At 51.2% G+C, this 23,149-nt stretch carries 19 protein-coding genes; 4 read left to right on the top strand and 15 right to left on the bottom strand.

The window, feature by feature from the left end; genetic code table 11:
* Window positions 1-706: 706 nt before the first annotated feature.
* The gene (locus tag EXY25_RS12170; protein ID WP_130566987.1) at window positions 707-1,957 is read left to right on the top strand and encodes a hypothetical protein; all 1,251 of its coding nucleotides are present in this window, start codon (window positions 707-709) and stop codon (window positions 1,955-1,957) included.
* Window positions 1,958-2,026: 69 nt separating this feature from the next.
* On the opposite strand, the gene EXY25_RS12175 is transcribed toward EXY25_RS12170, so the two are convergent.
* From EXY25_RS12175 to EXY25_RS12245, 15 genes are all read right to left on the bottom strand, one after another.
* Complete coding sequence (locus EXY25_RS12175; RefSeq protein ID WP_114338338.1) at window positions 2,027-2,959, bottom strand: AgmX/PglI C-terminal domain-containing protein; 933 nt, start codon at window positions 2,957-2,959, stop codon at window positions 2,027-2,029.
* Complete coding sequence (locus EXY25_RS12180) at window positions 2,956-3,492, bottom strand: ExbD/TolR family protein (RefSeq protein ID WP_199405216.1); 537 nt, start codon at window positions 3,490-3,492, stop codon at window positions 2,956-2,958. Before EXY25_RS12180 ends, EXY25_RS12175 begins: the two co-directional genes overlap by 4 nt.
* Complete coding sequence (locus EXY25_RS12185; RefSeq protein WP_114338337.1) at window positions 3,489-4,013, bottom strand: ExbD/TolR family protein; 525 nt, start codon at window positions 4,011-4,013, stop codon at window positions 3,489-3,491. Before EXY25_RS12185 ends, EXY25_RS12180 begins: the two co-directional genes overlap by 4 nt.
* A 3-nt stretch (window positions 4,014-4,016) precedes the next feature.
* A complete protein-coding gene (locus EXY25_RS12190) occupies window positions 4,017-4,682 on the bottom strand; it encodes a MotA/TolQ/ExbB proton channel family protein (protein WP_114338336.1) in 666 nt (221 codons plus the stop codon).
* Between the two features lie 97 nt (window positions 4,683-4,779).
* Window positions 4,780-5,085, bottom strand: a complete 306-nt coding sequence (locus EXY25_RS12195) for a hypothetical protein (protein WP_130566988.1) — start codon at window positions 5,083-5,085, stop codon at window positions 4,780-4,782.
* The gene (locus tag EXY25_RS12200; protein WP_165419348.1) at window positions 5,082-5,969 is read right to left on the bottom strand and encodes a tetratricopeptide repeat protein; all 888 of its coding nucleotides are present in this window, start codon (window positions 5,967-5,969) and stop codon (window positions 5,082-5,084) included. The genes EXY25_RS12195 and EXY25_RS12200 overlap by 4 nt, the downstream gene beginning before the upstream one ends.
* Window positions 5,970-5,994: 25 nt before the next feature.
* Window positions 5,995-8,937 carry a tetratricopeptide repeat protein gene (locus EXY25_RS12205; protein WP_130566990.1) on the bottom strand — a complete coding sequence of 981 codons (2,943 nt, stop codon included), beginning with the start codon at window positions 8,935-8,937 and terminating at the stop codon, window positions 5,995-5,997.
* On the bottom strand, window positions 8,934-10,997 hold the full coding sequence (locus EXY25_RS12210; protein WP_130566991.1) for a hypothetical protein: 2,064 nt from the start codon (window positions 10,995-10,997) through the stop codon (window positions 8,934-8,936). The genes EXY25_RS12205 and EXY25_RS12210 overlap by 4 nt, the downstream gene beginning before the upstream one ends.
* Window positions 10,988-11,527, bottom strand: a complete 540-nt coding sequence (locus tag EXY25_RS12215; RefSeq protein WP_207232167.1) for an AraC family transcriptional regulator — start codon at window positions 11,525-11,527, stop codon at window positions 10,988-10,990. The genes EXY25_RS12210 and EXY25_RS12215 overlap by 10 nt, the downstream gene beginning before the upstream one ends.
* 16 nt (window positions 11,528-11,543) lie before the next feature.
* A complete protein-coding gene (locus EXY25_RS12220) occupies window positions 11,544-12,704 on the bottom strand; it encodes a DUF3570 domain-containing protein (RefSeq protein WP_130566992.1) in 1,161 nt (386 codons plus the stop codon).
* Window positions 12,670-12,891 carry a DUF4266 domain-containing protein gene (locus tag EXY25_RS12225; RefSeq protein WP_114338330.1) on the bottom strand — a complete coding sequence of 74 codons (222 nt, stop codon included), beginning with the start codon at window positions 12,889-12,891 and terminating at the stop codon, window positions 12,670-12,672. Before EXY25_RS12225 ends, EXY25_RS12220 begins: the two co-directional genes overlap by 35 nt.
* Window positions 12,892-12,894: 3 nt before the next feature.
* Window positions 12,895-13,389 carry a TlpA family protein disulfide reductase gene (locus EXY25_RS12230; protein ID WP_114338329.1) on the bottom strand — a complete coding sequence of 165 codons (495 nt, stop codon included), beginning with the start codon at window positions 13,387-13,389 and terminating at the stop codon, window positions 12,895-12,897.
* Between the two features lie 11 nt (window positions 13,390-13,400).
* Window positions 13,401-14,024, bottom strand: coding sequence for an outer membrane beta-barrel domain-containing protein (locus tag EXY25_RS12235; RefSeq protein WP_114338328.1), 624 nt, complete (start codon window positions 14,022-14,024; stop codon window positions 13,401-13,403).
* Window positions 13,994-14,803 carry an outer membrane beta-barrel protein gene (locus tag EXY25_RS12240; protein WP_130566993.1) on the bottom strand — a complete coding sequence of 270 codons (810 nt, stop codon included), beginning with the start codon at window positions 14,801-14,803 and terminating at the stop codon, window positions 13,994-13,996. The genes EXY25_RS12235 and EXY25_RS12240 overlap by 31 nt, the downstream gene beginning before the upstream one ends.
* A gap of 8 nt (window positions 14,804-14,811) precedes the next feature.
* The gene (locus EXY25_RS12245; protein ID WP_246019553.1) at window positions 14,812-17,484 is read right to left on the bottom strand and encodes an HzsA-related protein; all 2,673 of its coding nucleotides are present in this window, start codon (window positions 17,482-17,484) and stop codon (window positions 14,812-14,814) included.
* A gap of 263 nt (window positions 17,485-17,747) precedes the next feature.
* On the opposite strand from EXY25_RS12245, the gene EXY25_RS12250 reads away from it, so the two are divergent.
* From EXY25_RS12250 to EXY25_RS12260, 3 genes are read left to right on the top strand one after another with little or no spacing between them, the layout of a single operon-like run.
* Entirely contained in the window at window positions 17,748-18,950 is a 1,203-nt protein-coding gene (locus tag EXY25_RS12250; RefSeq protein ID WP_114338326.1) for a hypothetical protein, read from the top strand.
* An 11-nt stretch (window positions 18,951-18,961) separates the two neighbouring features.
* Window positions 18,962-21,430 carry a LamG domain-containing protein gene (locus tag EXY25_RS12255; RefSeq protein WP_130566994.1) on the top strand — a complete coding sequence of 823 codons (2,469 nt, stop codon included), beginning with the start codon at window positions 18,962-18,964 and terminating at the stop codon, window positions 21,428-21,430.
* 15 nt (window positions 21,431-21,445) lie between these two features.
* Window positions 21,446-23,044 carry a general secretion pathway protein GspF gene (locus EXY25_RS12260; protein WP_165419350.1) on the top strand — a complete coding sequence of 533 codons (1,599 nt, stop codon included), beginning with the start codon at window positions 21,446-21,448 and terminating at the stop codon, window positions 23,042-23,044.
* Window positions 23,045-23,149 lie beyond the last annotated feature (105 nt).

Raw genomic sequence — 23,149 nt, forward strand, 5'->3', positions numbered from 1 at the left:
CTGATCCAGCAGCGTTTGCAGTGTCCTTTTCATGGACTAAGCTATAGCAAACCACTGTTTATTTATCCAGCAATCTAGCAAAAAAAGACTTCCCCGAGGCCTGCCTCGGCGAGTACAACGCTAGATAGGTATACACGGACCATCTATCAGGATAAGGGGTACATGTATACCTATCACCCCAAACCGGAAAGATCTCGCCTAACCTACTTCTACTAATTATTTTTTATATCATAACTCACTGATTAATCGATTTTTACTTTCTTCTTCACAAGTCCGCCGAAGTTAGCGACGGCTCGCGATTTGACAGACATCACATGATCCTTTTTTTTTAATACCCAACTCACCTATCTGTTTAATTTGGCAAGAACTCGAGCGCCCAATGGGTCTTGGTTTGCGCTACATCTTCTGCACCAAAGTTAAGTAACTTCAGGCGCTGCACCAGTTTGCCTTCCAGCGTGGGGGCAGTACGTAAGGCACTTTTTTAAGATGAAGCGGGTATATATGGACTTGATGCCTGCAGAGTCTGGAGAATTAGTTGCAATATCTATGATGATTTGGAGGCACGTCAATAGTCGATTTTACATACCTGTCGCCAAGCCCCAAATTAATCAGCATAATAATTGCCTATACTCGGCTGCCGATACATCAATCTTTCGGTATGGCAAGCTGAAGTAGTGTTTTATCAATATAATCAAGGAAGAAATTAATGAGACTGTTGTTGGTACCTTTACTTTTCGGGTTGATTTCTGCGGATGTTTTGGCAGATTGCGAACTGAAAGTGATTTTAGAAGATGTTCCCGAATGGGTTACAAGTCCAGATATGTTGGACGTTTCGGGTGAACACGTCAGCTTTCAATCCGAAGATGGTAGATACACGTATTGTTACGAGCGGTATCAGTTTGAAGACTTGGAAGCTCCTTTATTGTTTGAGGTACGAGCATTTGGTGAACAAAAGGCCTATTTTGCAACAGCAATGCTCTGGCCAGAAGACCTGAATAAAGGGCTAAGAGTAGCCAATATGAATGATTTCCTAGTCAAGATGGTCTCGGGCGAACCAGAAAACTATCAGGAATATCAGGACCTGTTCAGAAACCAAAAATTCCATGACCTAATACATGGCGAGCCCATCCCAGCCATCGACCTGTTGATGATGAACAGTAAAACGTTGGAGCGCATTGCAGAGGTTCAGAAACACCTCCATCAGTTGTTTCTCGATAACCGTCCTGTCGCTGACATGGACGACCCAAAGTCAGCAAAACTTTCAGCTAAAATCCTAGAGGTCAATGCTGACAACATTCCAAAGGATTACCTGGTTGGACTATGGTCCACAGAGTTGCCTTCTGTATTTGAGCGCTCCTGCGCTCTATTTGTATCGAAGACATTTGATTATACCGAATACTGTTTCTTTGAAGACGGCTCCCATTCCTGGACTGCAACAGGCAAACTTCGCTACAACGAGATGAGCTCCGATCAGGTATCATCTTCTCGGTCACCTGACAACGAAGTCCTAGTTGATGTCGAGCTAATAGATCACGCGGGTATGACCATGCCTAAAGAGCCCGATAGTGATGGCATTTATCGCACCCGTTTCAAAGTTCGTAATCAAGATTACATGACGTTTCCAACATATAACGCCTATCGTCGCACTCCATCAGAACCCTTATTCCATGGACGCTACCGGGGTGATAACAACTTCACTGGAAGCTTCAATCAAGATGGTTCCTTCGAAATGAATTGGGCGTACCCAGATGGCGCATTAGTAAAAACTAAAGGCTATTTCTATACGCTCGATGACCGCTTAGTTACCATTACAACAGTCGAATCTACGCCAGAAACTGATGGCCAATGGAAACCGCTCAAGTCGCCTCGGTTTGAATACTTGCCATTTGCCATTGTGGATAAGAGTAGCTTTGAGATTACATTTGGCGATGATACTCAAACTTTTCACAAACTTTAGTACCTAGATAGCACAAAGAAAAAGAGCGCCTTAAGGCGCTCTTTTTTATTACCGAATGCAACTGTTCGTTTAATTTGGCAAGAACTCAATCGACCAACGGGTCTTGGTTTGCGCTACATCTTCTGCACCAAAGTTAAGTAACTTCAGGCGCAGCACCAGTTTGCGTTCCAGCTTTTTGTTGTCGAGATCTGAGCTCACGACTTTACAAGCACTGACACTACCATCGGGCTCAACCACCAGCTCAAACACCACTTTACCTTCCAGCGTGGGGTCTTTGCGTAAGGCACTGTTATAAAGCGTGTAAAGACTGCCTTTGGCCTGTTCTAGCACCATGCGTAGCTGCTCTTCACTGCGGCCGGCTTTGCCATCTTTGCGTTTACGCTTTTTCTTCTGCTCGTCTTCCAGCTCCGGCGGCGCCTCCACTATCATGGTGTCGCGTCCAGCCAATGTACCGCCACCAGCATCGCTACTGAGGCCACTGGTACTGATACCACCACTGCCAGACTTGGCTTTACCCGCCAACAGTGAGCGCGAGGTTTTCGCTGCATCACCCGAGCCTTTGTTCAGCTTGTCTTTTTTCAGTGCGCCGACATCAAGGGATTCGCGCATGGCAGCCAAATCATCCTGCATCGCCAATAAGCCTGCTTTAGACGCTTTTTTACGCGCTTCTGCCGCAGTTTTCGGCTTGGGTTTTGGCTTAGGCTCAGGTTTCTTCTCTTCTGGCTTTTTCTCTTCCGGCTTTTTCTTCTCTTCCGGTTTTGGCTTTGGCGGTGGTGGAGGCGGTGTTTTCTTCTCCTCAATAATCACCTTGGCCAACTGCGGTGGTAGCGCCTCTTTCTTCTCGCGCTCAATTTCTGGCACGTTTACAAAGGGGATGGCAATACTGACGCACAGCAACAATGCCAGGCCAATCACCAACAGCCGTTTGAAGCGTTGGTCATCAACTTCACGACGTTGCCAACTAAGCTCGAAACTTGAGCGACTGACTAAAGGAATGCTCACTGCTGGCCCTCCTCGGCTGCCGCAGCGTCGTCAGAAACGAACTTACGGTTAACAGCCAACGAGATACTTCTGAAATCGGTGTCGGCACAGGTGGCCATCACTTTCTTCAGCAACTCGTAAGGGATAGAAGCATCACCCATAATGGTCACCGGACGCCCTAGCTTCTTTTCTTGCTCGCTGAGTTCCGGACGACGTTTCGCCTGATAATCCAATTCCGTTTGCAGCGCCGGGATCAGCGCTTGGTCGTCTGCCATCAATTCGCTGGTTTTAGCGATCGGTCGGCCTTGTACAACCAAGTTGTCACTGTTGACCATGATCACCAAGGTTTCCTCGGGGCGTTGTTCCGCCACAGAGTCAGGCAATTTAATGGTTTTATTCGATTGCAGCACCTGCACTTCAGAGGAGTTCACCATCAAGAAGAACACCAGAATGGTGAAGATATCCATCAGTGAGACCAGATTCAGCTTGGAGGCTGCACCAGACAATTTGCGATGGTGGCGAGCCATACGACGCGCACGCATTGATTGCTTCATCGTTTAGCCCCCTTCGCTTTAGCGGCTGCCGGGGCATCCCCTAATGAGATCTCGGGAAATAGCTCAGCATCTACATCACTGGCTACAACCACGGCACGAAATGAACGCACCGTATCCATGGCAGTAACAAGGGTCTGATAATCGATATCCGGCTCCATCAAAATAATGATGTCGCGCTTTTCTATCCCTTTTTGCTGGAACGCTCTTTTCAGGTCCTGAAGATAAAGCGACAAGCCATCAAAATCATAGCTTTGCTCTTTATTTGCCAGTCGCTTTAAGGGCACACCTGCGGGGTAGTTCAGCGCCATACCATCCTGACGGATAATCAGCTCCAACAGCTTGGGTGGATCTTTTTGATCGGGGTTGTCTGCGCCGCCTTCCGGTAGCTGGATATCCAGTACCGAAATGTGCGAGAACACCATGCCTAACAGCAGCACGGGAACCAACACGATCATCAGATTCATGAAGGAGGTGATATCGAGTTCAGCGTCCTTTTTCTGCGGACGTCTTAACCGCCTCATGAGTTAGCCCCTGCTGCCAGCTGCTTCCGGATCGGTCTTCGACTTATAAGAAAGCATGTTAAGCAACTTAATACCGGCCACTTCCAGGCTATCAACGATCTCACTGGTTTTGGTTTGCAACACGGCATGGAAAATAGAGAGTGGGATCGCAGTCATCAGACCGAAAGCGGTGGTGTTCATCGCCACCGAGATACTCTGTGATAGCAGGTTGGCCTTTTCAGCCGGATCCGCGTTAGCCACGGCGGTAAACGCTGCGATCAAACCGATAATGGTACCGAGTAGACCTAGTAGCGTAGCAATATTGGCCAAGGTGGCTAGATACTGTGTCCGCTTTTCGAGGCGCAACATCACTTCCATGATGCTCTCTTCCATCGCGTACTCTACATCTTCACGGCGATGCGCATCTTTCAAACGGCTCACGCCTGACGCTAACACGCGCAACAGCGGTGCCTTGGTTTTTTCTGCGCCTTTGATCAACACCTGATAGTCGCCAGTGGCTAAGCCAGCTTGCACTATTTTGGCGGCCTTGCGGTTAGCGCGGCCAGTTGAGCTTAAAAACAACCAACGCTCGAGGGCGATAACCAAACCAACCACCATCACTAACGCGATGGGGTACATGAATTGACCACCTTCCTGGAAGAAGCGGATCACTGTGTTGTATGCGTCCATAGTCTGTTAAACCTCAATAAATACACGTTCAGACGAATGCTTTTCGGCTAGCATACCCGTCGTTAACATTTTTTAAACATTTACCCGGTGCCACTCGCTATTTTTGCGGCGCGGGACTCACTTTCTGTTTTTGATCTCGCTCAAGTTGCTCAAATTGTTGCAACTGTCGCAGAAAAACGGGGCGCTCAAGTAAACTCAACGGCTTACGATCAAGATAACTATTGATCTGTTGTGCCATCTCTTTCGCGCCAGCAGGCTGTTGCCACGGCACGATATAAATCACTTTGGGCTGTTCTTGAGAGCCGGTAATGGTACTTTCCAGCTCCACGATTTCGGGTTCTGCGGCCATCGCAGCCATTGAAAATAATCCAGTAAAAGCAATGACTTTAGGCAGTGTCATCATGCTCCTTCTCCCGCTACTTCAGGCTCACTTGGCACCGCACTATCAACACCTTCGCCGGCGTCAATACGCCGTTGCAGTAACAAGATCCAGCCTTTGACACGTCGCTCGGGCTTCTCCTGCAGGGCTTGATACGCTTCATAATGTGTTAACGCATCGTTAAAACGCCCCATATACAACTCATACAAGATGCCAATATTACGGTGTGCTGGCGCGTAATCATTCCAACGCTGCAGCGCTTCCAAATAGCTTTGTTCTGCTGCCGTAAAATCGCCCTGTTCGCGTTGTAGTACGCCCAGTAAATTCCAGCCATCTAAATTATTCGGGTTGTCTTTAACCGCTTGCTTTAGCTGGGTCATTGCGGTGTCTGTTTGCCCCTGCATGCGATACAGCTGCGCTAAATTCACCCGCGCGCCTGAGAGATCCGCTTGCTCGGCCAACACCGCTTCAAACGCCTTAATGGCTGCGGCCACCTCGGCCTCAGATTGTGCTGCCTTGGCCTTGGCTAATGCAGCATCAAACTTGGCCTTGGCCATAGCTGATAGCACCGGCTCAGAAGCCAGATAAGGATTAATCGAAGGCGGGGTAACCTCTTCCGCGGGCTCAGTCGCAGCATCAGCTTGTGCATCACCATCGCTAGCGATAGCAGCATCTGCCGCGACATCATCAGCGGTAACTGGGGCTTCTGGGCTAGCAACCGCATCGGCACTGTCCGTGGTTGTATCGGTAGCCGCGCTGTCAGCGTCTGCTATTTCGCCCAACTGCGCACATCCTGACAAACCAATAACAAGGCTCAACAGCGCCGCCTGTAAACCGGCTTTGACTGTGCCCGCCTTCATCTGACAACGGTCATCAGTTCGACGTTGGATCAGCAAACGACTATTCATTGACCAAAACTCTGCGTGTCCGCTATTAATGCGCATAGTCACTGAAGCTGACCTCCTGTTCTGGCTTATCAAATTGCGCTGGCAGCAACTCAGCAAGCGCCTCGAAGCTACGTTTTACCCAGTCGTCATAGTTACCTTGCCAAGCGTTTTCAGTATTGGCCTGGTGGACTTCAATCGCTTGCTCTTCAAATGGATAGGCTTGCTCTTCCAACAGTAGCTCGTACTGTTCCAGCTCCATTTCATCTAAGCCGTTCGGGCGGTCAGAATCCATCAAGTCTCGGCTCAGCGCACCATAGATCTCAGCGATACGGTAAGTGGCTTCCGTGGTGAACTCTGCTTGTTGATAATTCGCAACCTGCTGCCAAGCTGCCAAGCTTTTATCGAGCGCCGCACGTTTCTTTTTCAAGCTCTTCCGCAGAGGCAGCTTCAAGCGAATGCTGTCAAAGGTACGCTGCTGTTGTACGGCCAGGTCTTGCGCAGCAAAGGCTGCCAGATAACGAGAACGGTCACTGCGCTCATCACCACCTTCTGCATCAAGCTTCACCAGTTTCTTCAGCCAGTAATTACGCTTTATCTCATCGCCTGTGCGTTGATAAAAACCAGCCATTTTCGCCCGGACTTCCATCGCCATAGCAAAAGGCTCGGGGTAAGCGTGCGCATAGCGACGGTAGCTGTTAATTGCACCATCGAGATCATCGGCTTTTTCATACATTTCAGCCGCCGCTAACAACGATTGACGGCTCGCTTCCTTGTCTGCAGCTGATTCACCGCCACGATCTGCCAAAACCAAATACTGCTTGGCAGCTTGTTGCCAATTGCCCGACTGTTCATAAGCGAACGCTAACTTGGCAGGAATGTCAGCTACCAGCGGCGACTTAGGATAGCGCTTAGCAAACTGATTTAAGATCGCTACCGCTTCTTCCCAACGTTCCAGCTCTAGCAGCAATGTTGCTGCATCATACTCGGCATTTTTGCGGAACCCTGATTCGGGTACTGTTTCACCCAACCGCAGGTAATGTTTCACCGCTAACGCTTTGTCGCCATCGGCAACCGCCTGCTCGCCCTGACGATAGATCGCAGCAGCCAATTTCTTGCGGGTGTCATCACGCTGTGGATCTGACTTTTTCATCAGCGCCAGACTCTGTTGATAAGCCTGCTCTGCTACCGCGAAGTTTTCATTGGCAAAGGCGCTATGGCCGATCACTAGATGGGCGATACGTTGCTGCGCGTTATCCGGCGTCGGCTGCCATGCCAACAGACGCATCGCGACCTCAGTCGCCTCGTCATATCGTTGCAGCTTGAGCAGAGATTGTGCCGCCAATGTTTGTGCCTGCTTAGCCCGTTTATCCTGAGAAAAACGGTCAGCAAAGCGCAGTTGCGAGCGAATACGTTTCAATTGCAGCGCTTGGTTGTCTGCCTTTGGTAACGCTTTCACCTCGGCTTGCTGCATCAGTTTTTGATACGCGACCAGCGCGGCATAACCCGCTTCTGCACGCATTGCCGGTGCTGCAACTGGCGCTTGAGCATCGTAACCGGTCAACTTGTAAGCTAATAACTCTTCGTAACTTGCTTCACTACGCTGGATATTAGACAACGGCTCAGCATCGGCTGCGTAAGCTACCAATTCATAAGCGGCAATCGCATCGCTGTAACTACCCGCTTCATACAAGGCTTCTGCCATCAAGAAGCGGATATCCGGTGTTTTCGGATCCAACGGAAAGGTATCTAAGAATTGTAAATGCCAATCAGCAGCAAGCTGATAACCTTGCGCAACCTGCTGTTTCACATCACTACCGGCACCCTTGCCCACCGCCTGTTTTTGATGTTGCACTGTGGCATGGTAATACTGCCCCAGCTCCAACAGAAAAGCGTGCAGGTGAGGCGCTAACTGATCCCTTACGGCCACCTCTGAGCGCTGCCAGAACCCACTACGCTGGCCCCAGAGTTTGACGAAACGTTCTTTCTCCGGCCGGATCAACGTGGTGAATCCCGCCTCTTTATAGATAGCCAATACCCGGATGTCGAACTGTGCCGCCCATAGGGTCTCGGTATTGTCCTTGATATAAGCAAGGTAGGTATCAGCGCTTTGTTGATACAACTCCTTGCCTAACTGATACTCCGCCAGATGCTGATAAAGCAGGTGATCCCAGGAGCGCTTACCTGTCGTCGCCAGCAGGGTACGCACACTTTCACCACCGGCTTGATAACTAAAGGTCAAACTCATCACCCTTAGCGTGTCATTTGCCAGGGTACGACGTGTTTTGGGTAATCCCTCTAACGTGGTGTGTTCTTCCAGCAGGTTATCCAGCACAAACAGGTAATCGCGCTGCGCAGCATCATAACGGGTTTGCTTAAATCGGCACCAACCACGCATATAATGGGCGTTCAGCAGGTAGGAGCTGGCCTCCGGCTGCTTAATCACAGCAGTGAATGCTTGATCCGCTTCGCGATATTTACGCTGACTGAACAGGATGTCACCACGGCGGAACTGCGCCTCGGCCACATGAGGCGAATCAGGATAACGATCTATCAGTGTGGTTAACGTGGCAAAAGCAGCAGGGAGATCGCCCTTAAGATCATAAGCTTTAGCTAACTGATACAACACCGCGTGGTTATCGGGCTGATCCGGATAGGTGGCTAACAACGCCTGATAATCTGCGATCAGGCCATCAAGGGAGTCGGTATTAAAGCTCGCGTCTTCCGCCAGCACCTCTTCTTGATGGAGCATGCCCAGATCAACCAAACGGTAGCGGGCATAGATACGCACATTAGGATCTTCGCTGACCTCTAATAGCGATTGGTATTGGTGGATCAGCCCCTGTGTCGACACATCCACCTGCGGGCGTTGAAACGGCTGGCGCTCAATTGGCTCCAGATCGGCAAGCGTTTTTACCACCTGCGGATCATTGCTGGAACAAGCCGCAAGCGTCAGCGGCATAAGCAGGGCAAGAAGCGACCTTTTCATCATACTCCCTCCCCTTGCTCAGCAGGCTGCTCAGCGCCAGATGCATTTGCCTCTGGTACCGAGGACTCGCGAGCTGGCTTGCCCATGATCGCATCCTGTTGCAACTTGAGGTAATGCTCATATAGTCGGGTGATCGCCAGTTGTGATTCTGCCAGATGATTTTTCACCAAGACCTGCTGACGTTGTAGCTCGCTTTCAACCAATCCGAAAACCTGTTGCCGCAGTTCGTCGTAAGTCGTGTTAACCGCCAATAGTTGCTGCGTGAGCCGAGCTTGAGCATCAACGACCCGCTGCTGCAGTGCGATCTGCTGGCTGGGCTCATCGACAATGCGCTGCAATCGCGCCAAGCGCTGCTCCGATTCTCGCAATAGATTATCCAATGCCTTTAATGACTTAGTTTGTTGCCACTGCCGAGCCACCAGATCATCACTGAGCTGCCAGTCCAGCGCACCGCGTACCCGGCGAACGCGTTCCGCGTAGGCGGCATACTTGGGATGTTGCTGTAATTTTTCCAGCGTTTGTTCAGCACGGGTCAGGCGCTTTAAAATCGCCAACTCTTCATCGTTCGCCAGTGCTTTTGGAGAATCCATCGACTGGTTCAATTGCGCAGCCAACGCATCACGTTCACCACGTAAACGCTCAAACTCGCTGTTGGGGGGGGCATCGGCCAAGGCTTGCAACTGCGCTTGGCGAGACAGCTCTCGCACCTCCAGCATGGCGTTGAACTGATCCATATCCGCCTGCCAGCGCAATAGATTGTTACGCAGTAAGCGCAGGTCCCGCGCATCGATCAGCATCGATTGCATCGACTGCGACACCATCAACTCATTCAAACGTGGTAATGAAGCGATACGAATAACATCCTGCTCACTTAGCCAACTGTCATCACTGTCTGGCAATAGCCGTTGCATCAGAGATTCAGGATCCAGTGACTGTAGCTGCTGCTCAAGATCGGCCAGTACCACACGATACGCTTGCGACGCCTGCTGATAATTTTGCAGTGCGTGACCCAGCATGCCCCACTGCTCATAACTCCAAGCAATAGCCAGATGCACCTGCAGCAACTCAGCACTCAGGTCGCCACGTTTAGCTAATGCGCTCCAGGCCGTAATAGATAAGGGTTGTTGTCCAGCATTAAACGCCGTCCAGCCATAACTGAACAGGGCTTCTGCAGCCGCCATGCCTTCGAGCGAGACTTGCTGATACGCATCCAGCGCGGCATCGTAATCTTCCTGCTGGCGATAGATCCTGGCACGCGTTAGCTGGATCTTATCCTGTAACGAGGTGATCTCGCCTTCTGCCAGCGGCAAGGGCGTTGGTGGGAACCAGGCACTCCACGCCAATAGATCTAACCAGCTGTCATCACTGACCGCGCGACCTTGGCTTAGTAGAATTAATGCTTGTTCCAGCGACGTTAGCGCTTGGTCGGCCTGCTTCGCCTGTGCATGGGCGATCCCTTGGTTATAAAGCAAGTAAGGCTGCCATGGGCCTGCGTCATAGCTGACCTCTGCGGTGGCGCTGGTACTGCCTGTCGTGGCCTGCAACAGTTGCTCCAGATAAGCGGCTTGTTGTGCCTGATCAGCGGGTAACTGACCGCGCACATCGGTCAACACCCTTAATGCAGCATCCGGTTGTTGGTGCAGATAGAGCCATTGAGCTAGATAGAGGCTGGCTTCCGCATATCCCTGCTCCGACAATGTCGGTGAGGCAACCAATTGACTAAGCAAGGCACGCGCACTGCGATGCAAGCCGTAACCCAAACGGATCCCCGCTTCTAACAATCGCGCATCGGCACGCGCAGCATTATCTTCGGCCAAGGCGTCAGCACTGCGACTGGCTAAGCGCTGTTCGGTCCGCACTTTATCCACTTCGAGAAATGTCAGAGCGGCCAAAGGATCGCCCTGATAGTACTCAAACAGACCCACCCGATAGCCTAACTCTGCTTGCAGATGCTCTTTTTCATCGTCATCAGCAACAGCGCTTAGGGATACGCTAAAGCATGCCATCGCCAGCGCGATACAACGCCAGCGCTGGCGCATAGCCAAGGTCACCTTTACTGCCATTCCACTACCTTGAAATCAGGCTGATAGGTATCAGTTTCATCGCGAACCTGTAGCTCCAACACTTTGGCGTCAGTTCCTTTGTCAAAAGCCAACGAGGCACCACGGCGATACTCGCGGCCATCGGGACCAAAGCCGGTAAAGAAAGCAGTCACTTCATGTTTGCCGGCTTTCAGGTTGCCGATGTAAAGCCTCTGGATCCCACCTCGATGAAGCGCATTAACCTGACGTTCGGTATAGAGGTAACCGGCCACGCGGTCATCGTCGATCTTCAGCTCAACAGAGTCTAATTTGAAGAATTTGCCAGTATCCACCGACAAATACACAGTGACCTGTGTGGTGGCAGGGAATAACAGGTCTTCTTCAAGAATAAACAGGTCACGGTTGAGTTTAACCACCTGCTCTTTGAGCGACTCAACCTTGTCGCCTAACGGCTGCTCTTCGGCCTGCAAAGTGCTAAAGAGACTAGCGGTGAACAATAAAATAGTGGCGACAACCGCCTGACCAATCCTTTTCATACTGATATTTTCCATTAGGCTCTCCGTTCCGCTAGTAATAAACACTGATAAACGCGCGTACGACATCAGCACCGAAAGAGTAAAGCCCCTCTTCTCCGGCACCGACTCCCGTTTCACGGGCATCGCGGAAATTGTTGTAATCAAACTCGATATGATCCCACTCCAACGTGGCAGAGCCGGTAAACGAATCGGTATAGCCAGACAGTGGCAAGCGGTAGGTCACCCCGGCACCGACGGTAATCGATGTGAAGTCACTAAGCTCTTTGTCTCGGGCCATATAATTCTGAGCATCTTTGTAGGGAAACAGATCAGAATAGAACTCAGCTTCGCTCTGACTGTAGTAACGCACTCGCGTCGTCACGACCCAGTCATCACCGATAGGGTGGGTATAGTCAGCTCCCACGTTGTAGGCCTGAATTTCCCAATCATCATCAAAATAACGCGCTTCGAAGCCTAAAGCCGCTCGGTATGGCAGGTAATACTTAGTAGAGATACCGGCGGCAACGCTGGTGCGGGTATGGGGGTAGACCTCTGCTTGGTAACTGTAGCCCTGTGCTACCGTCGGGTCGACATAACGCACCGAACGATAAGGGTTATTCAGGAACCCTTCATCGGTGATGGCCTGAAAATTAAAGGCCACAACCCAATCAGCCGTCAGTACTTGAGTCAATCCGAGACTATAACTGCGGCGGTCAATCTCTTCATCGAAATCCGCTTCACCATTCTTCCCCACATCATCCCAGCCATAGGCATATCCCAAAGATACCGTGGTGAGATCGCCAAACATATCCTGACTAATACCAAACGACAGGGTATTGGCTGTGTAGTCACTCTCGTCACTGTTGCTATAGGCTAGGCTCATGGTGGATTTACCATGCAGGTAGTCAACACCAAAACTATATTCGTCGCGATCTTCTGTATAGGGGCTAGCGGTGGTTACCACATCGATCGACGCAGCAGAAACAGCATCCGCGTAGTAATAACCTGACAGTGAGACCTTCTCGCTAACACTCTTGCGCACTAACACCGCTGGACCATCAATGGTCATACCGCCGCCTTCGTACCTGTGGTACAACACATCGGCACGATCTTCCGGCAGCACAGCAGCCTGTACAAATAAGGGCAACCACAGGCATAGCGCCAGCAGTGTACGAAGGTTAGTTACAACCACAACCACCTCCACCACTGCCATCGGCTCCACGAGCCGCTTCTCGGGATTCAAAAACGTGCGCATTATGTTTAGCGGCGATAGGATGCTTATCAAACTTCATGATCGGATCCGCCAGCTTTTGCCGCTCATAGGGTTTCACCCAGGGCTTGATGCTGGAGCAGCCCGATGCAGCAACGCAGACAAATAGAACCAGCAAAATCCGTTTCATCAATTACTCCCGGATCAAGCTTTTGATTTGCTGACGATAGGTGTCTTCATAACCAGGCTTATAACCACGGTGATGAAAACGGATCTGACCATCACGGTCAATCAGCACGGTGGTCGGCATGGAATCGACGTCATACAACTCGGTCACTTCATTAGTCTTATCAAACAGGATCGGGAAGCTCACCGTGATATCTTTCAGAAATGCCATCCCCTCTGACGGATCCTGCTCCACGTTAACACCCAACACTTTAACGCCCAGATCGGCAAAATCGGTGGCTAATGCTTCCAGCTCTGGCATCTCCTGGCGGCATGGACCACACCAAGACGCCCAAAAGTTCAGCAGCACGATCTCGCCGCGCAGTTCTGACAAACGAATGTTCTCACCGGTAGAGGATTTCAAGGTGAAGTCCGGCGCGGGTATTTTTAACTCAGCACTATAAGCAGCACCGCTAAAAACAAACGTTGCACTCAACAACAGACTGATAAAAAAGGCTCTCATCGTATTATCCTCTAGAAGAAAATCGACACACCGGCGGTAAAGGCCAGGTTGTGTGTGGTTTTGTCTTCGCCTGTCACATCCAGGTCGAAGATATAGTCATGACCGCTCAGATCAAAAGCCAACCAATCATTGATTAGCACTCGGTAACCGGCACCAAACCCCATGGTAAAATTGTCGTCACCGGCAAAATCGGTACTGCCCACCCCGGCCAACAGGTAGAGAGAGCTGTTAAAGCTGTAGGCATCCCAAACAAACGCTTCACCTGGCAAGATATTCCATCCCACTGACGCCATATAGAAGCTGTAGTCACGCTCACTATCAGTTAATAAAGGCGCCCCACCTGACAAACGCTCAAAGCTGGTTTCACCGGCCTCGGAGCTGCCGTAATTGGCTTCCAAGAAAAAATCTTCGGTGACGTGATAAGCGCCCTTAACTCCCCACAGGAACTCGGAACCAAAATCTTCAATACTGATAACGCCCGCATAGGCACCCAGCTGAAAATCTTCATCATCGATCAAGGCTTCGTCGATCTGACGGCGCTCAACCTTAGGTTCAAAAGTTTCGTCAGCGGCAACCCACCCTGACATCGGCAGCAAGGCTGCAATTAAAAGTAAACGCTTACACCCAATTTCCATGCTTCCAGCTCTTCATTGTCATCACGGTCCGTCAGCACCATGTATTGTCTGTATTCCGCTCGCAGCATAAATCGGCGAGCCAGGTAGATTCGTGCACCTGCGGTGGCATGCAGGGTTTCATCGTCGCGGTCTTCCGTTTCAACCAATGACGAATGTGGATCGGTACTGATTAAACCGGCACCGATACCAAAGAAAGGTGATATCCGCCAATCGGGAAAGGGCTGATGCACTAAACCGATATCCAGCAGTGTGGTATCGGAGACATCTCCCAGCGCCTTATTGCCGGTAACTTCAATCGCTAAATTCTCAGTAAACGCGTAACCGATATAGGCGCTCAATAAGTTGGCACCTTCCAGATCGCCTCCAGAAAAGCCCCCTTCCCAGCGCCGTTGTTGAAAGCTATCAAATGAACCACGGTTAAAACTCACCAACTCGCCATCAGCGAGGGTTTTTTCCATATCTTCTGCGCGCACCCAACCACTTTTATCTCGCGGGGTGCGTACCTTTACCCAATCCGTGCGGCGCTTTTCAATGACCACTTCGCCACCGCGCTCCACTACATGAAAGACCGGAAAACCACGGCCTGGACCGGTGCGCAGCTCGATATAAGGCTCCGCCACCTGCAGCGCCAGTGCTTGTTCTTCGGCACTGAACCAACCACCAAACCAGCTGGTCTCTTGCTCCGATTCTGGCAGGGGCTCCTGAGCAGCTTGTGCTGGACACACAGTGAGCAACATAAGCACAATCAAACACGCGGCCAATAAGGCTAACTTCTCCATCAACCGCCTCAGTTATCCGCGCCATAAAATGGCGTGTTGTAATATTGACCACCGATATCCAGCCACTCAGCGACTAACCGTAGCTCGGCATCGTTTAGCAGTCCGGCGTGGGTGCCGCCCGCACGAAACGGGGCAAAGAAGCGATTACTGGCAGCAGCCCCATTAACACTCATCGACGCTGCAACAGGCACCGTCTCAAGAATAGGAATAGGATTACCTTCACTGTCTAAGATCAACTCGCCATCCGCGTCGGTCTGGAATAGCGGGTTACCATCGCCATCGGTAGACTGCACCAGCACATCTCTTATGGCACCCTCTTCCACTTCTTGCTCATTGTCATTGAACATCAACTCACGGTAGCTCACTACGTGATCGGGCTCGTCAGCAGAAATATCGCCACGCAGATCCAGTTGTCCGGCGGGTACTTGCGTTTCACCGTCCGCATCGGCAATACCGTGGCAACTAATACAGGTATTGTCTTGCAGCAACTCTTCGGTGTCTGGGTCCAAAATCTGACGATCCCGGTCCCACAATGGCTGAAGGTGCACGGGATAGTTTATCTGCAGGCGGCAATAGGCGGTCCAGCGTTCAAAGCATTCAGCTCCTTCAGGCGCGATGGTGCCCATATCTGTATATGCCCATGCCTGTGGCGCATCCGGCGCACGCACCGCAGGATCGGTCCAGATATCTTCATAAACCAAATTAGCGTTAGGCGCTGCTAAACCATTAATCCGAGTGGCGACTTCGGCCATGGTTTCGCCAATATCAGCAAACAGTGCCGGATTGGTGTTAGGGAAAGGCTGACCGGTTTCCGGCGCTCCAGGGTTAGCACTGGGTGCCTGTGCATCCACACGTCCGTGGGGCAACGTACTTTGTGAAGTGTGGCAACCGCCGCACTCTAATGATTCACCTGGTTGCAGGGTGATCCAGTGCTGGTGGCGACCACCTACCCGCATAGTTTCACCATCAACAATGCTCAGTGCCAAAGGCACATTGGCTGGTACTTTTACTTTCACCGAGCCATCAGGCTCTATCGGTGCGTAGCCAATAATCTCCCGCATCAACTGTCCGGTGCTGCGGCCAAAGGCAGTATTAGGCAGATCCACGACGTCATCGTCGGGCATAGAGACACTCTTCACGATGCGCAGGAATCTGGCTGGACGATCATCCGCTGTGGTCTGCGCAGGGTCGCGCATAGTGGTGATCCCTACCGTATCTAAGCCATCAAAATCATAGACGCTGCGAATATGGATAACCCCAGCGATCTCTTCGACCAATGTTTCATCCTTTTCACCCTCACTAAAGCTAGGGCGCGGACGCTCCTGCAATACTACTGGATCGGTGAAAAACATCCCCTCAGTGACAGGAACGATAGGCTGCTGTGTCCCTTGGGTGATGTCATAAATCCATAAGCCATAAGCGGGAGCGGCTTCGGTCACCCCTTCCAAGGCTAAGTTATCTTCGGTGCAGGGTAACTTGGGTAAAGGCTCTGCGCCTTCAGCAGCATCGGGATCTTCCGCCTGCTCTAACAGGCACGGACTCCAGCTGATCAGCATACGTGCTGTACCATCCACCAGAGGAAAAGCACTCAGCATACGTCCACCCACAGAGATCTCTTCGTCGGTACGGATCAGGCCGTAAGTCGCTGAGACTTGTGCCTCGCCGGGCGGAGCATCCGCGATAGGCGTCTCAAGCTCTGTATAGTCATCGGTATTCAGATAAACCAATTCACCACCACTGAACTCATTTTCAGTGCGGCGCAGCATGAGCATCAACTGGCCATCATAGGTTTGTTGCGGCTCTGCGTAATCAACGCGATCACCATCGGTGCCCACATTGTGACTATGCCAGCCATAGAGAAATTCATTACCACTGCCATCCTGACGCATGCGATAAAGGTGGGTGGCACTGCGGGAGCCCATATTGTCCCAGCGGGTATAGATGATAGTGCCATCATCCAATACCACAGGATCCAGATCGTGACTCGGATTAAAGCTCAGCTGCTGGATGTCACTGCCATCATCATTCATCACGTGGAGTTGAAACGCAGACTCACGACGGTCTTCATCTAAGGCAGTAAACTGTGGCTTACCTTCATCCAGTAAAATAGCTCGAGCAGTTCGCTGACGGGTGGATGTGAAAACGATACGACCATCGGGTAAAAAACGGGGGGCGATATCATGACCAGCTTCAGCAGTCAGCGGATCGCTGATCACCGGACGTATCAGCTGTTCGACACGATCATAAATCCAGAGATTCCATTTAGGTTGGTCTTCGTCATCAGCATCTTCAATCTCTGGTGCTCGCATGGCAAACAGCAGTTGGTTGCCATCCACCGATACGGTGAGATCTTTGACATCATAAAGAGCGCCCTCTTCAAACACTCCCTCGGTGAGGACTGTTTCGGCAGCAGAAACCGATGCCCGGTCTTTGAGAACCAATTGCGCACCAGCGAAAAACTCTGCAGGGCGGCGGATACTGTTACTCTGCCGGTCACCATCTTCATCGACCGGTATCGACCGAGCGACATACGCCACCGGGTAGTCGACAACAACAGGATCAGAGGATTCAGAACGCACAGTGGTGTCTGAGCCACAACCAGCAACTGCCAGTAACGCGGCAGAGACAGCCACCGCGACTTTGGCCTGTGCCGACATCAGCTGTGAAACAAGATTCTTCATGTCGCCCACTTTATCTCATTAGAAATGAATGCATTACGTTCATTAGTGTCTACTAATTGCACAAATGTTAACGGTTCGTTGCAATTATTGAGCGGGCATTATGAACACGCCTATGGGCAAATTCCAGCATCCAAAGTCACGAAAAACTAAAAATAGTGACAATAAATACGTATTATTGTGACCGCTGCGGTGAAAAGATGTTCACATTTAGTTAACAATCCGCCGTGATATTTCGGGGAAGACTACGTTTGGGGAGACATGCCATGACCCGGTACATTACAACAGCCCTCTTATTGGGCGGTTTGACCTTGTCTGGTCAGCTACTGGCTGGCAGTCAGGAGCAGGCCAAACGTCTGCACGACAGACTCGCGGGCGTACCACCAACGCCAAGTACATTGGCGACGATGGCCACTGCAATCGACAGCGGTGACGCTATTGATGCCGCATATACAGCGATGGAGAGTGAACATTTTTACAATGTCACGCTGAAACTGTTTGCAGCGCCATGGACCAATCGCGACCAAAGCATCTTTGTACCTTTTAACGACTACATCGCTACAGTGATCGGTATGGTGCGCGATGACGTTGATTTTCGTCAGGTACTGCAGGGCGACATTCTTTATACCGGAGATGCGTCTCTGGGATTACCGGCTTACAACGCCAGTAACAATGCTCACTACGAAGCGATGGAAGCGCAGGACGTCAATCTGAAGACGGGGTTAGTACGAACAACGCAGTCATCACTCACTGGCGTACCAGCCAATGCCACTGCCGGGGTAATGACGACCCGTGCGGCGGCCAAATCTTTCTTTATCGCTGGCACTAACCGCGCCATGTTTCGCTTTACCTTGATGAATTTCATGTGCCGGGATCTTGAACAGGTACACGATACCTCACGCATTCCTGACCGCATTCGTCAGGATGTGACCCGCAGCCCAGGTGGTGACAGTCGTGTCTTTATGAATAACTGCATCGGCTGCCACAACGGTATGGATCCATTGGCACAAGCATTCGCCTACTACGACTTTGAGTATGATGCCGAGGGCGATCCAGAAGGAAACAACGGCCGCATCAGCTATAACGATGCTGGGCAGCTAGACCCAGCCACGGGTACCCGTGTCGAAGCCAAGTACCACTTCAATGCCAATAACTTTATTTATGGCTATGTGACCCCTGATGACGGATGGGACAACTATTGGCGCGACGGACCAAACTCGCTGTTAGGTTGGGACCCCAGCTTGTCAGGCAGCGGCAGCGGTGCCAAGACCATGGGTCAGGAGTTGGCTCATTCGGAAGCCTTTGCCCAATGCCAGGTAGAAAAAGTGTTCGCTAACGTTTGTTTACGACCTCCTGTTGATGGCGCCGATCGCGGCAAAGTCAGTGAAATTGTCGGCAGTTTTAAAGCCAGTGGCTATCAGCTAAAACAAGTTTTTGCTGAAACAGCCGTTTACTGCATGGGCGAATAGGAGAGATGCAAATGAAACAGCTATTAGTACTATTCGCTACGACGCTGCTGCTGACAGCCTGCGGCGGCGGTGGCGACACCGAAACCTTACCACCTAGTAATCAACAGCCAACCGACGGTAACTATTCTGGTCCTGCACCAGCGACCTCCGATGTGCAACAGTTTAAGATCAATTTGTGGGATAACCTTGAAGCGGATAACCGCTGTGGCGCCTGCCACACTAACGACCAATCACCACGGTTTGTGCGTGATGATGATGTTAACTTGGCATACACAGAGGCCAATACGGTCGTCGATCTAGATAGCCCGGCAGATTCTCGACTGGTCATTAAAGTCGGTCAAGGTCACAACTGCTGGTTAGACAGCGACACGGCCTGTGCCGCGACCATGACCCAGTGGATCAGCAACTGGGCAGGTGATTCAATTGGTGGTGGCGGCAACGAGATCGTCTTTACCGATCCCGTGATACGTGAACCCGGCAGCAGTAAGAGTTTCCCACTGGAAGCAGACAACTACGTCAACACCATCTATCCCATCGTGCGTGAGTATTGCGTGCAGTGTCATAGTGATGAGGCGGCAATCCCTCAATCTCCGTTCTTTGCCAGTGCCGACACCATGACCGCCTATGAAGCGGCCAAATCGAAAATAGATCTGGACAGTGCCGGACGCTCCCGTCTAGTCGTCCGCTTAAGTAGCGAATTCCACAACTGTTGGAGCAACTGCGCCAGCAATGCTGACGAAATGGAAGCAGCGATCCAGGCATTCAGTGATGCCATTGATATCACTGAAATCGATCCGGCTTTAGTACTATCAAAATCTCTACGCTTAACCGATGGCATTGTTGCCTCATCGGGTGGGCGCTTCGAAGACAATGTGATCGCCTTGTACCAATTTAAAACCGGTGAAGGCCGCACAGCCTACGATACCAGTGGTATCGAGCCAGCAGCCAACATGACCATCTCCGGCGATGTTGAATGGCTTGGAGGTTGGGGCTTGATGATCAATTCAGGTAAAGCTCAGGCCAGTACCGCTTCATCTAAGAAGCTTCATTCGTTAATCACTGCCACAGGTGAATACAGCATCGAGGGGTGGTTCGCGCCTGCGAACGTCACGCAAGAGGGACCAGCGCGTATCGTCAGCTATTCAGCAGGTACCACAGAGCGTAACTTTACTCTGGGTCAAACCCTGTATAACTATGACTTCTTAAACCGCAGTTCGACGACCGACAGTAACGGCGAGCCCGCACTGTCAACGCCAGACGCCGATGAGATCTTGCAAGCCACCCTGCAACATGTGGTAGTGACTTTTGATCCGGTGAATGGCCGCCAAATCTACGTTAACGGCGAACTTATCCCACTGACCGACAGTGAAGCGGGCAGTACCCTAGCAAGCTGGGATGACAGCTACGCGTTGGTGCTGGGTAATGAAGTCTCCGGCGACCGCCAGTGGGCAGGTAGCGTACGTATGTTGGCCATTTACAACCGGATACTGACCGCCGAACAGGTTGAACAGAATTTTGATGCCGGCGTAGGCGAGAAATTCTTCCTGCTGTTCTCTGTTGGTGAGCTGCTGGATCAACCTGAAGATAATGCCCTTGAAGACGGTACGCCAAGCACTTACGTGGTGTTTGAAGTCAGTCAGTTTGACAACTTCAGTTACCTGTTCAGTAGTCCGTTCATGATTGATCTTGATGGCAATGCGCTCACCGACAACCTACAGATCGAAGGCTTAAGGCTAGGGATCAATGGTAAGGAAGCAGCCGTTGGTCAAACGTATGGCAACATGCAATTGACTCTAAACGCGGGCACCTCACTGGCAGAAGCGCAGACCTTAAGCCCGCTAGGTGCTCTGGTCGGTCTCGAGAAGGGCCCTGAGAGTGATGAGTTTTTCCTCACCTTCGAGCGTTTTGGCAATCACGAAAACGTCTTCATCGAGCCGATTCCTAACGCGCCAAGTGCACCATCTGATCTACCTGAGCGCTCAGATATCGGCATGCGTAACTTTGCCGAAATCAACGCGAGTATGAGCGTCATGACTGGCGTAGCAACCACAGCTGGAAATATTCAAAACACCTATCTAACGGTACAGCAGCAATTACCTTCGGTGGTTGATATTGAGACCTTCCTGTCATCTCATCAGATGGCAGTGACCCAATTAGCGATCCAGTATTGTGACGTCTTGGTGGAAGACCCGACATTGAGTAGTAACTTCTTCCCTGGTTTTGACTTCAATACTAACGCCGCCACCGCATTTGATGCAGCGGGACGTAGCTTGGTCATCGACCCGCTACTCAGTAATATGCTGGGCAGTGGTATCACTACGCAACCCGACGCCGCAGATGTAGAAGCAGAGTTAAACAATCTGATAGACCGTTTGACGGTCTGTCAAAATGACAGCAGCTGCGATGCCAGCCGCACCCGTACCGTCGTCAAAGCCAGTTGTGCAGCCGTTTTAGGTAGCGCAGCGATGCTGTTGCAATAAGAGGAGGATGAGAAAATGGCTAAACGTAAGATGCCTTTACATCCCGATGCACCATTACTATTTGGTGACCATAGTCGCCCTGTGACTCGCCGTGACTTTATCTCTGCGGGCTTAATGAAAGGCGCAGGTGTCGTTGCTGGTGCTTCCGTATTCAGCTTGTTCAGTAACCCACAACAGGCGATGGCTGCGCTATCACCTGATTTGGCAACACTGCGGGAATCTTGTGGTATCGCAGTTCAGGGCGCAGGTAAAATTCCATTTATCTGTTTTGACCTGGCCGGTGGCGCCAACATCGCGGGCTCTAATGTACTGGTTGGTGGCCGTGGCGGACAAAATGACTTCCTCAGCTCTGCTGGTTACTCCAAGTTAGGCTTGCCTGGTGATATGACACCGGCAGTCACTAACCCCGATACAGGTACCAACGACTTCATTAATACCGAACTGGGGCTGGCCTTTCACAGCGACAGTCAGTTCCTTCGCGGCATTATGGAAAAAACCAGCGCGGGAACGCGCGAGGCGATCAATGGTGCGGTGATCCCTGCCCGTTCTGAAAATGACACTGGCAACAACCCACATAACCCGATGTACGGTATTGCCCAAGCCGGTGCCGACGGTTCACTCATGTCATTGATCGGTTCACGCAGCTCTGACTCCGGCGGTAATTCGATGGCTCCTGCTGCCATGATCGATTCCAGTAAACGTCCAACCAAAGTCGATCGCCCAAGCGATGTGACCGGTTTGGTTGATGTTGGCGATCTGGTTGGTCTGTTAGATCAGGCCGATGCAGTGGCGGTGATGGAATCGATCCAACGCATCAGTGATAAGAAGTTGGGGCAGATCAACACCCAAGTATCCACCGATGAAGTGATCAAAGATCTGGTCAACTGTGGCTATGTAAAAAGTGCCGATCTGGCGGATCGTTTTGGCGATCCATCCACTCTGGACCCCGCCCTTGATCCTGACATCGTCGGCCCAGGCGGTATCTTCACTATCGATGAGTTTGATAGTGAAGCAGAGTTCCGTAAAACCGCCTCAGTAATGAAGCTGGCAGTTAACGGTTTCTCTGGCGCAGGCACCATCACCATGGGTGGCTTCGACTACCATACCGGCGACCGTGCCACCGGCGAAATTCGCGACCTGCGTGCAGGACGCTGCATGGGTGCCTGCCTTGAATATGCTGCGCGCCGCGGCATGCCGCTGATGATGTATGTATTCAGCGATGGCTCTGTGGCCAGTAATGGCCGAGTCGATGACTCAGCAGAGGGACGAGGCAAAGGTGAGTGGACCGGTGATAACCAGTCAACCGCCTCCAGCTTCTTCCTGGTCTATAACCCCAATGGCCGCGCACTACTGATGGGCGGAAGCCCGGAAGTACAAGCAATGCATCAACAGCTCGGCTATATGCGTCCAGACGCGTCGGTAGAAACCTCAGGAACCCCTGCGGCTAACAACGTCAACCTGCTGGTAGAAACCGTCGTACTCAACTACATGGCGCTGCATGGCGAACAGGGATTATTCTCTAGTCGCTTCCCAGGTAACGGCTTAGGCAATGCCAGTTTGATGGATAGCCTGACCGCGTTCAATCCAATAGTGAATGGGACGATTGGTAGCTAGTAATCAGCATATTATCTGTATAAAAAACGACCTTCGGGTCGTTTTTTTATCTAAAGTCATTTTTATGTAACTTAACTGTTAAGGCAGCTATTTTTAAAGGGTATA

Source organism: Corallincola spongiicola (genome assembly GCF_004284785.1).
In the GTDB taxonomy this organism is placed as follows: domain Bacteria; phylum Pseudomonadota; class Gammaproteobacteria; order Enterobacterales; family Neiellaceae; genus Corallincola; species Corallincola holothuriorum.

Coding starts and splice junctions, on each gene's coding strand:
- EXY25_RS12170 (WP_130566987.1), top strand. CDS start 707: ATGAGACTGTTGTTGGTACCTTTACTTTTCGGGTTGATTTCTGCGGAT.
- EXY25_RS12180 (WP_199405216.1), bottom strand. CDS start 3,492: ATGAAGCAATCAATGCGTGCGCGTCGTATGGCTCGCCACCATCGCAAA.
- EXY25_RS12185 (WP_114338337.1), bottom strand. CDS start 4,013: ATGAGGCGGTTAAGACGTCCGCAGAAAAAGGACGCTGAACTCGATATC.
- EXY25_RS12190 (WP_114338336.1), bottom strand. CDS start 4,682: ATGGACGCATACAACACAGTGATCCGCTTCTTCCAGGAAGGTGGTCAA.
- EXY25_RS12195 (WP_130566988.1), bottom strand. CDS start 5,085: ATGATGACACTGCCTAAAGTCATTGCTTTTACTGGATTATTTTCAATG.
- EXY25_RS12200 (WP_165419348.1), bottom strand. CDS start 5,969: ATGAATAGTCGTTTGCTGATCCAACGTCGAACTGATGACCGTTGTCAG.
- EXY25_RS12205 (WP_130566990.1), bottom strand. CDS start 8,937: ATGATGAAAAGGTCGCTTCTTGCCCTGCTTATGCCGCTGACGCTTGCG.
- EXY25_RS12210 (WP_130566991.1), bottom strand. CDS start 10,997: ATGGCAGTAAAGGTGACCTTGGCTATGCGCCAGCGCTGGCGTTGTATC.
- EXY25_RS12215 (WP_207232167.1), bottom strand. CDS start 11,527: ATGGAAAATATCAGTATGAAAAGGATTGGTCAGGCGGTTGTCGCCACT.
- EXY25_RS12220 (WP_130566992.1), bottom strand. CDS start 12,704: ATGGCAGTGGTGGAGGTGGTTGTGGTTGTAACTAACCTTCGTACACTG.
- EXY25_RS12225 (WP_114338330.1), bottom strand. CDS start 12,891: ATGAAACGGATTTTGCTGGTTCTATTTGTCTGCGTTGCTGCATCGGGC.
- EXY25_RS12230 (WP_114338329.1), bottom strand. CDS start 13,389: ATGAGAGCCTTTTTTATCAGTCTGTTGTTGAGTGCAACGTTTGTTTTT.
- EXY25_RS12235 (WP_114338328.1), bottom strand. CDS start 14,024: ATGGAAATTGGGTGTAAGCGTTTACTTTTAATTGCAGCCTTGCTGCCG.
- EXY25_RS12240 (WP_130566993.1), bottom strand. CDS start 14,803: ATGGAGAAGTTAGCCTTATTGGCCGCGTGTTTGATTGTGCTTATGTTG.
- EXY25_RS12245 (WP_246019553.1), bottom strand. CDS start 17,484: ATGAAGAATCTTGTTTCACAGCTGATGTCGGCACAGGCCAAAGTCGCG.
- EXY25_RS12250 (WP_114338326.1), top strand. CDS start 17,748: ATGACCCGGTACATTACAACAGCCCTCTTATTGGGCGGTTTGACCTTG.
- EXY25_RS12255 (WP_130566994.1), top strand. CDS start 18,962: ATGAAACAGCTATTAGTACTATTCGCTACGACGCTGCTGCTGACAGCC.
- EXY25_RS12260 (WP_165419350.1), top strand. CDS start 21,446: ATGGCTAAACGTAAGATGCCTTTACATCCCGATGCACCATTACTATTT.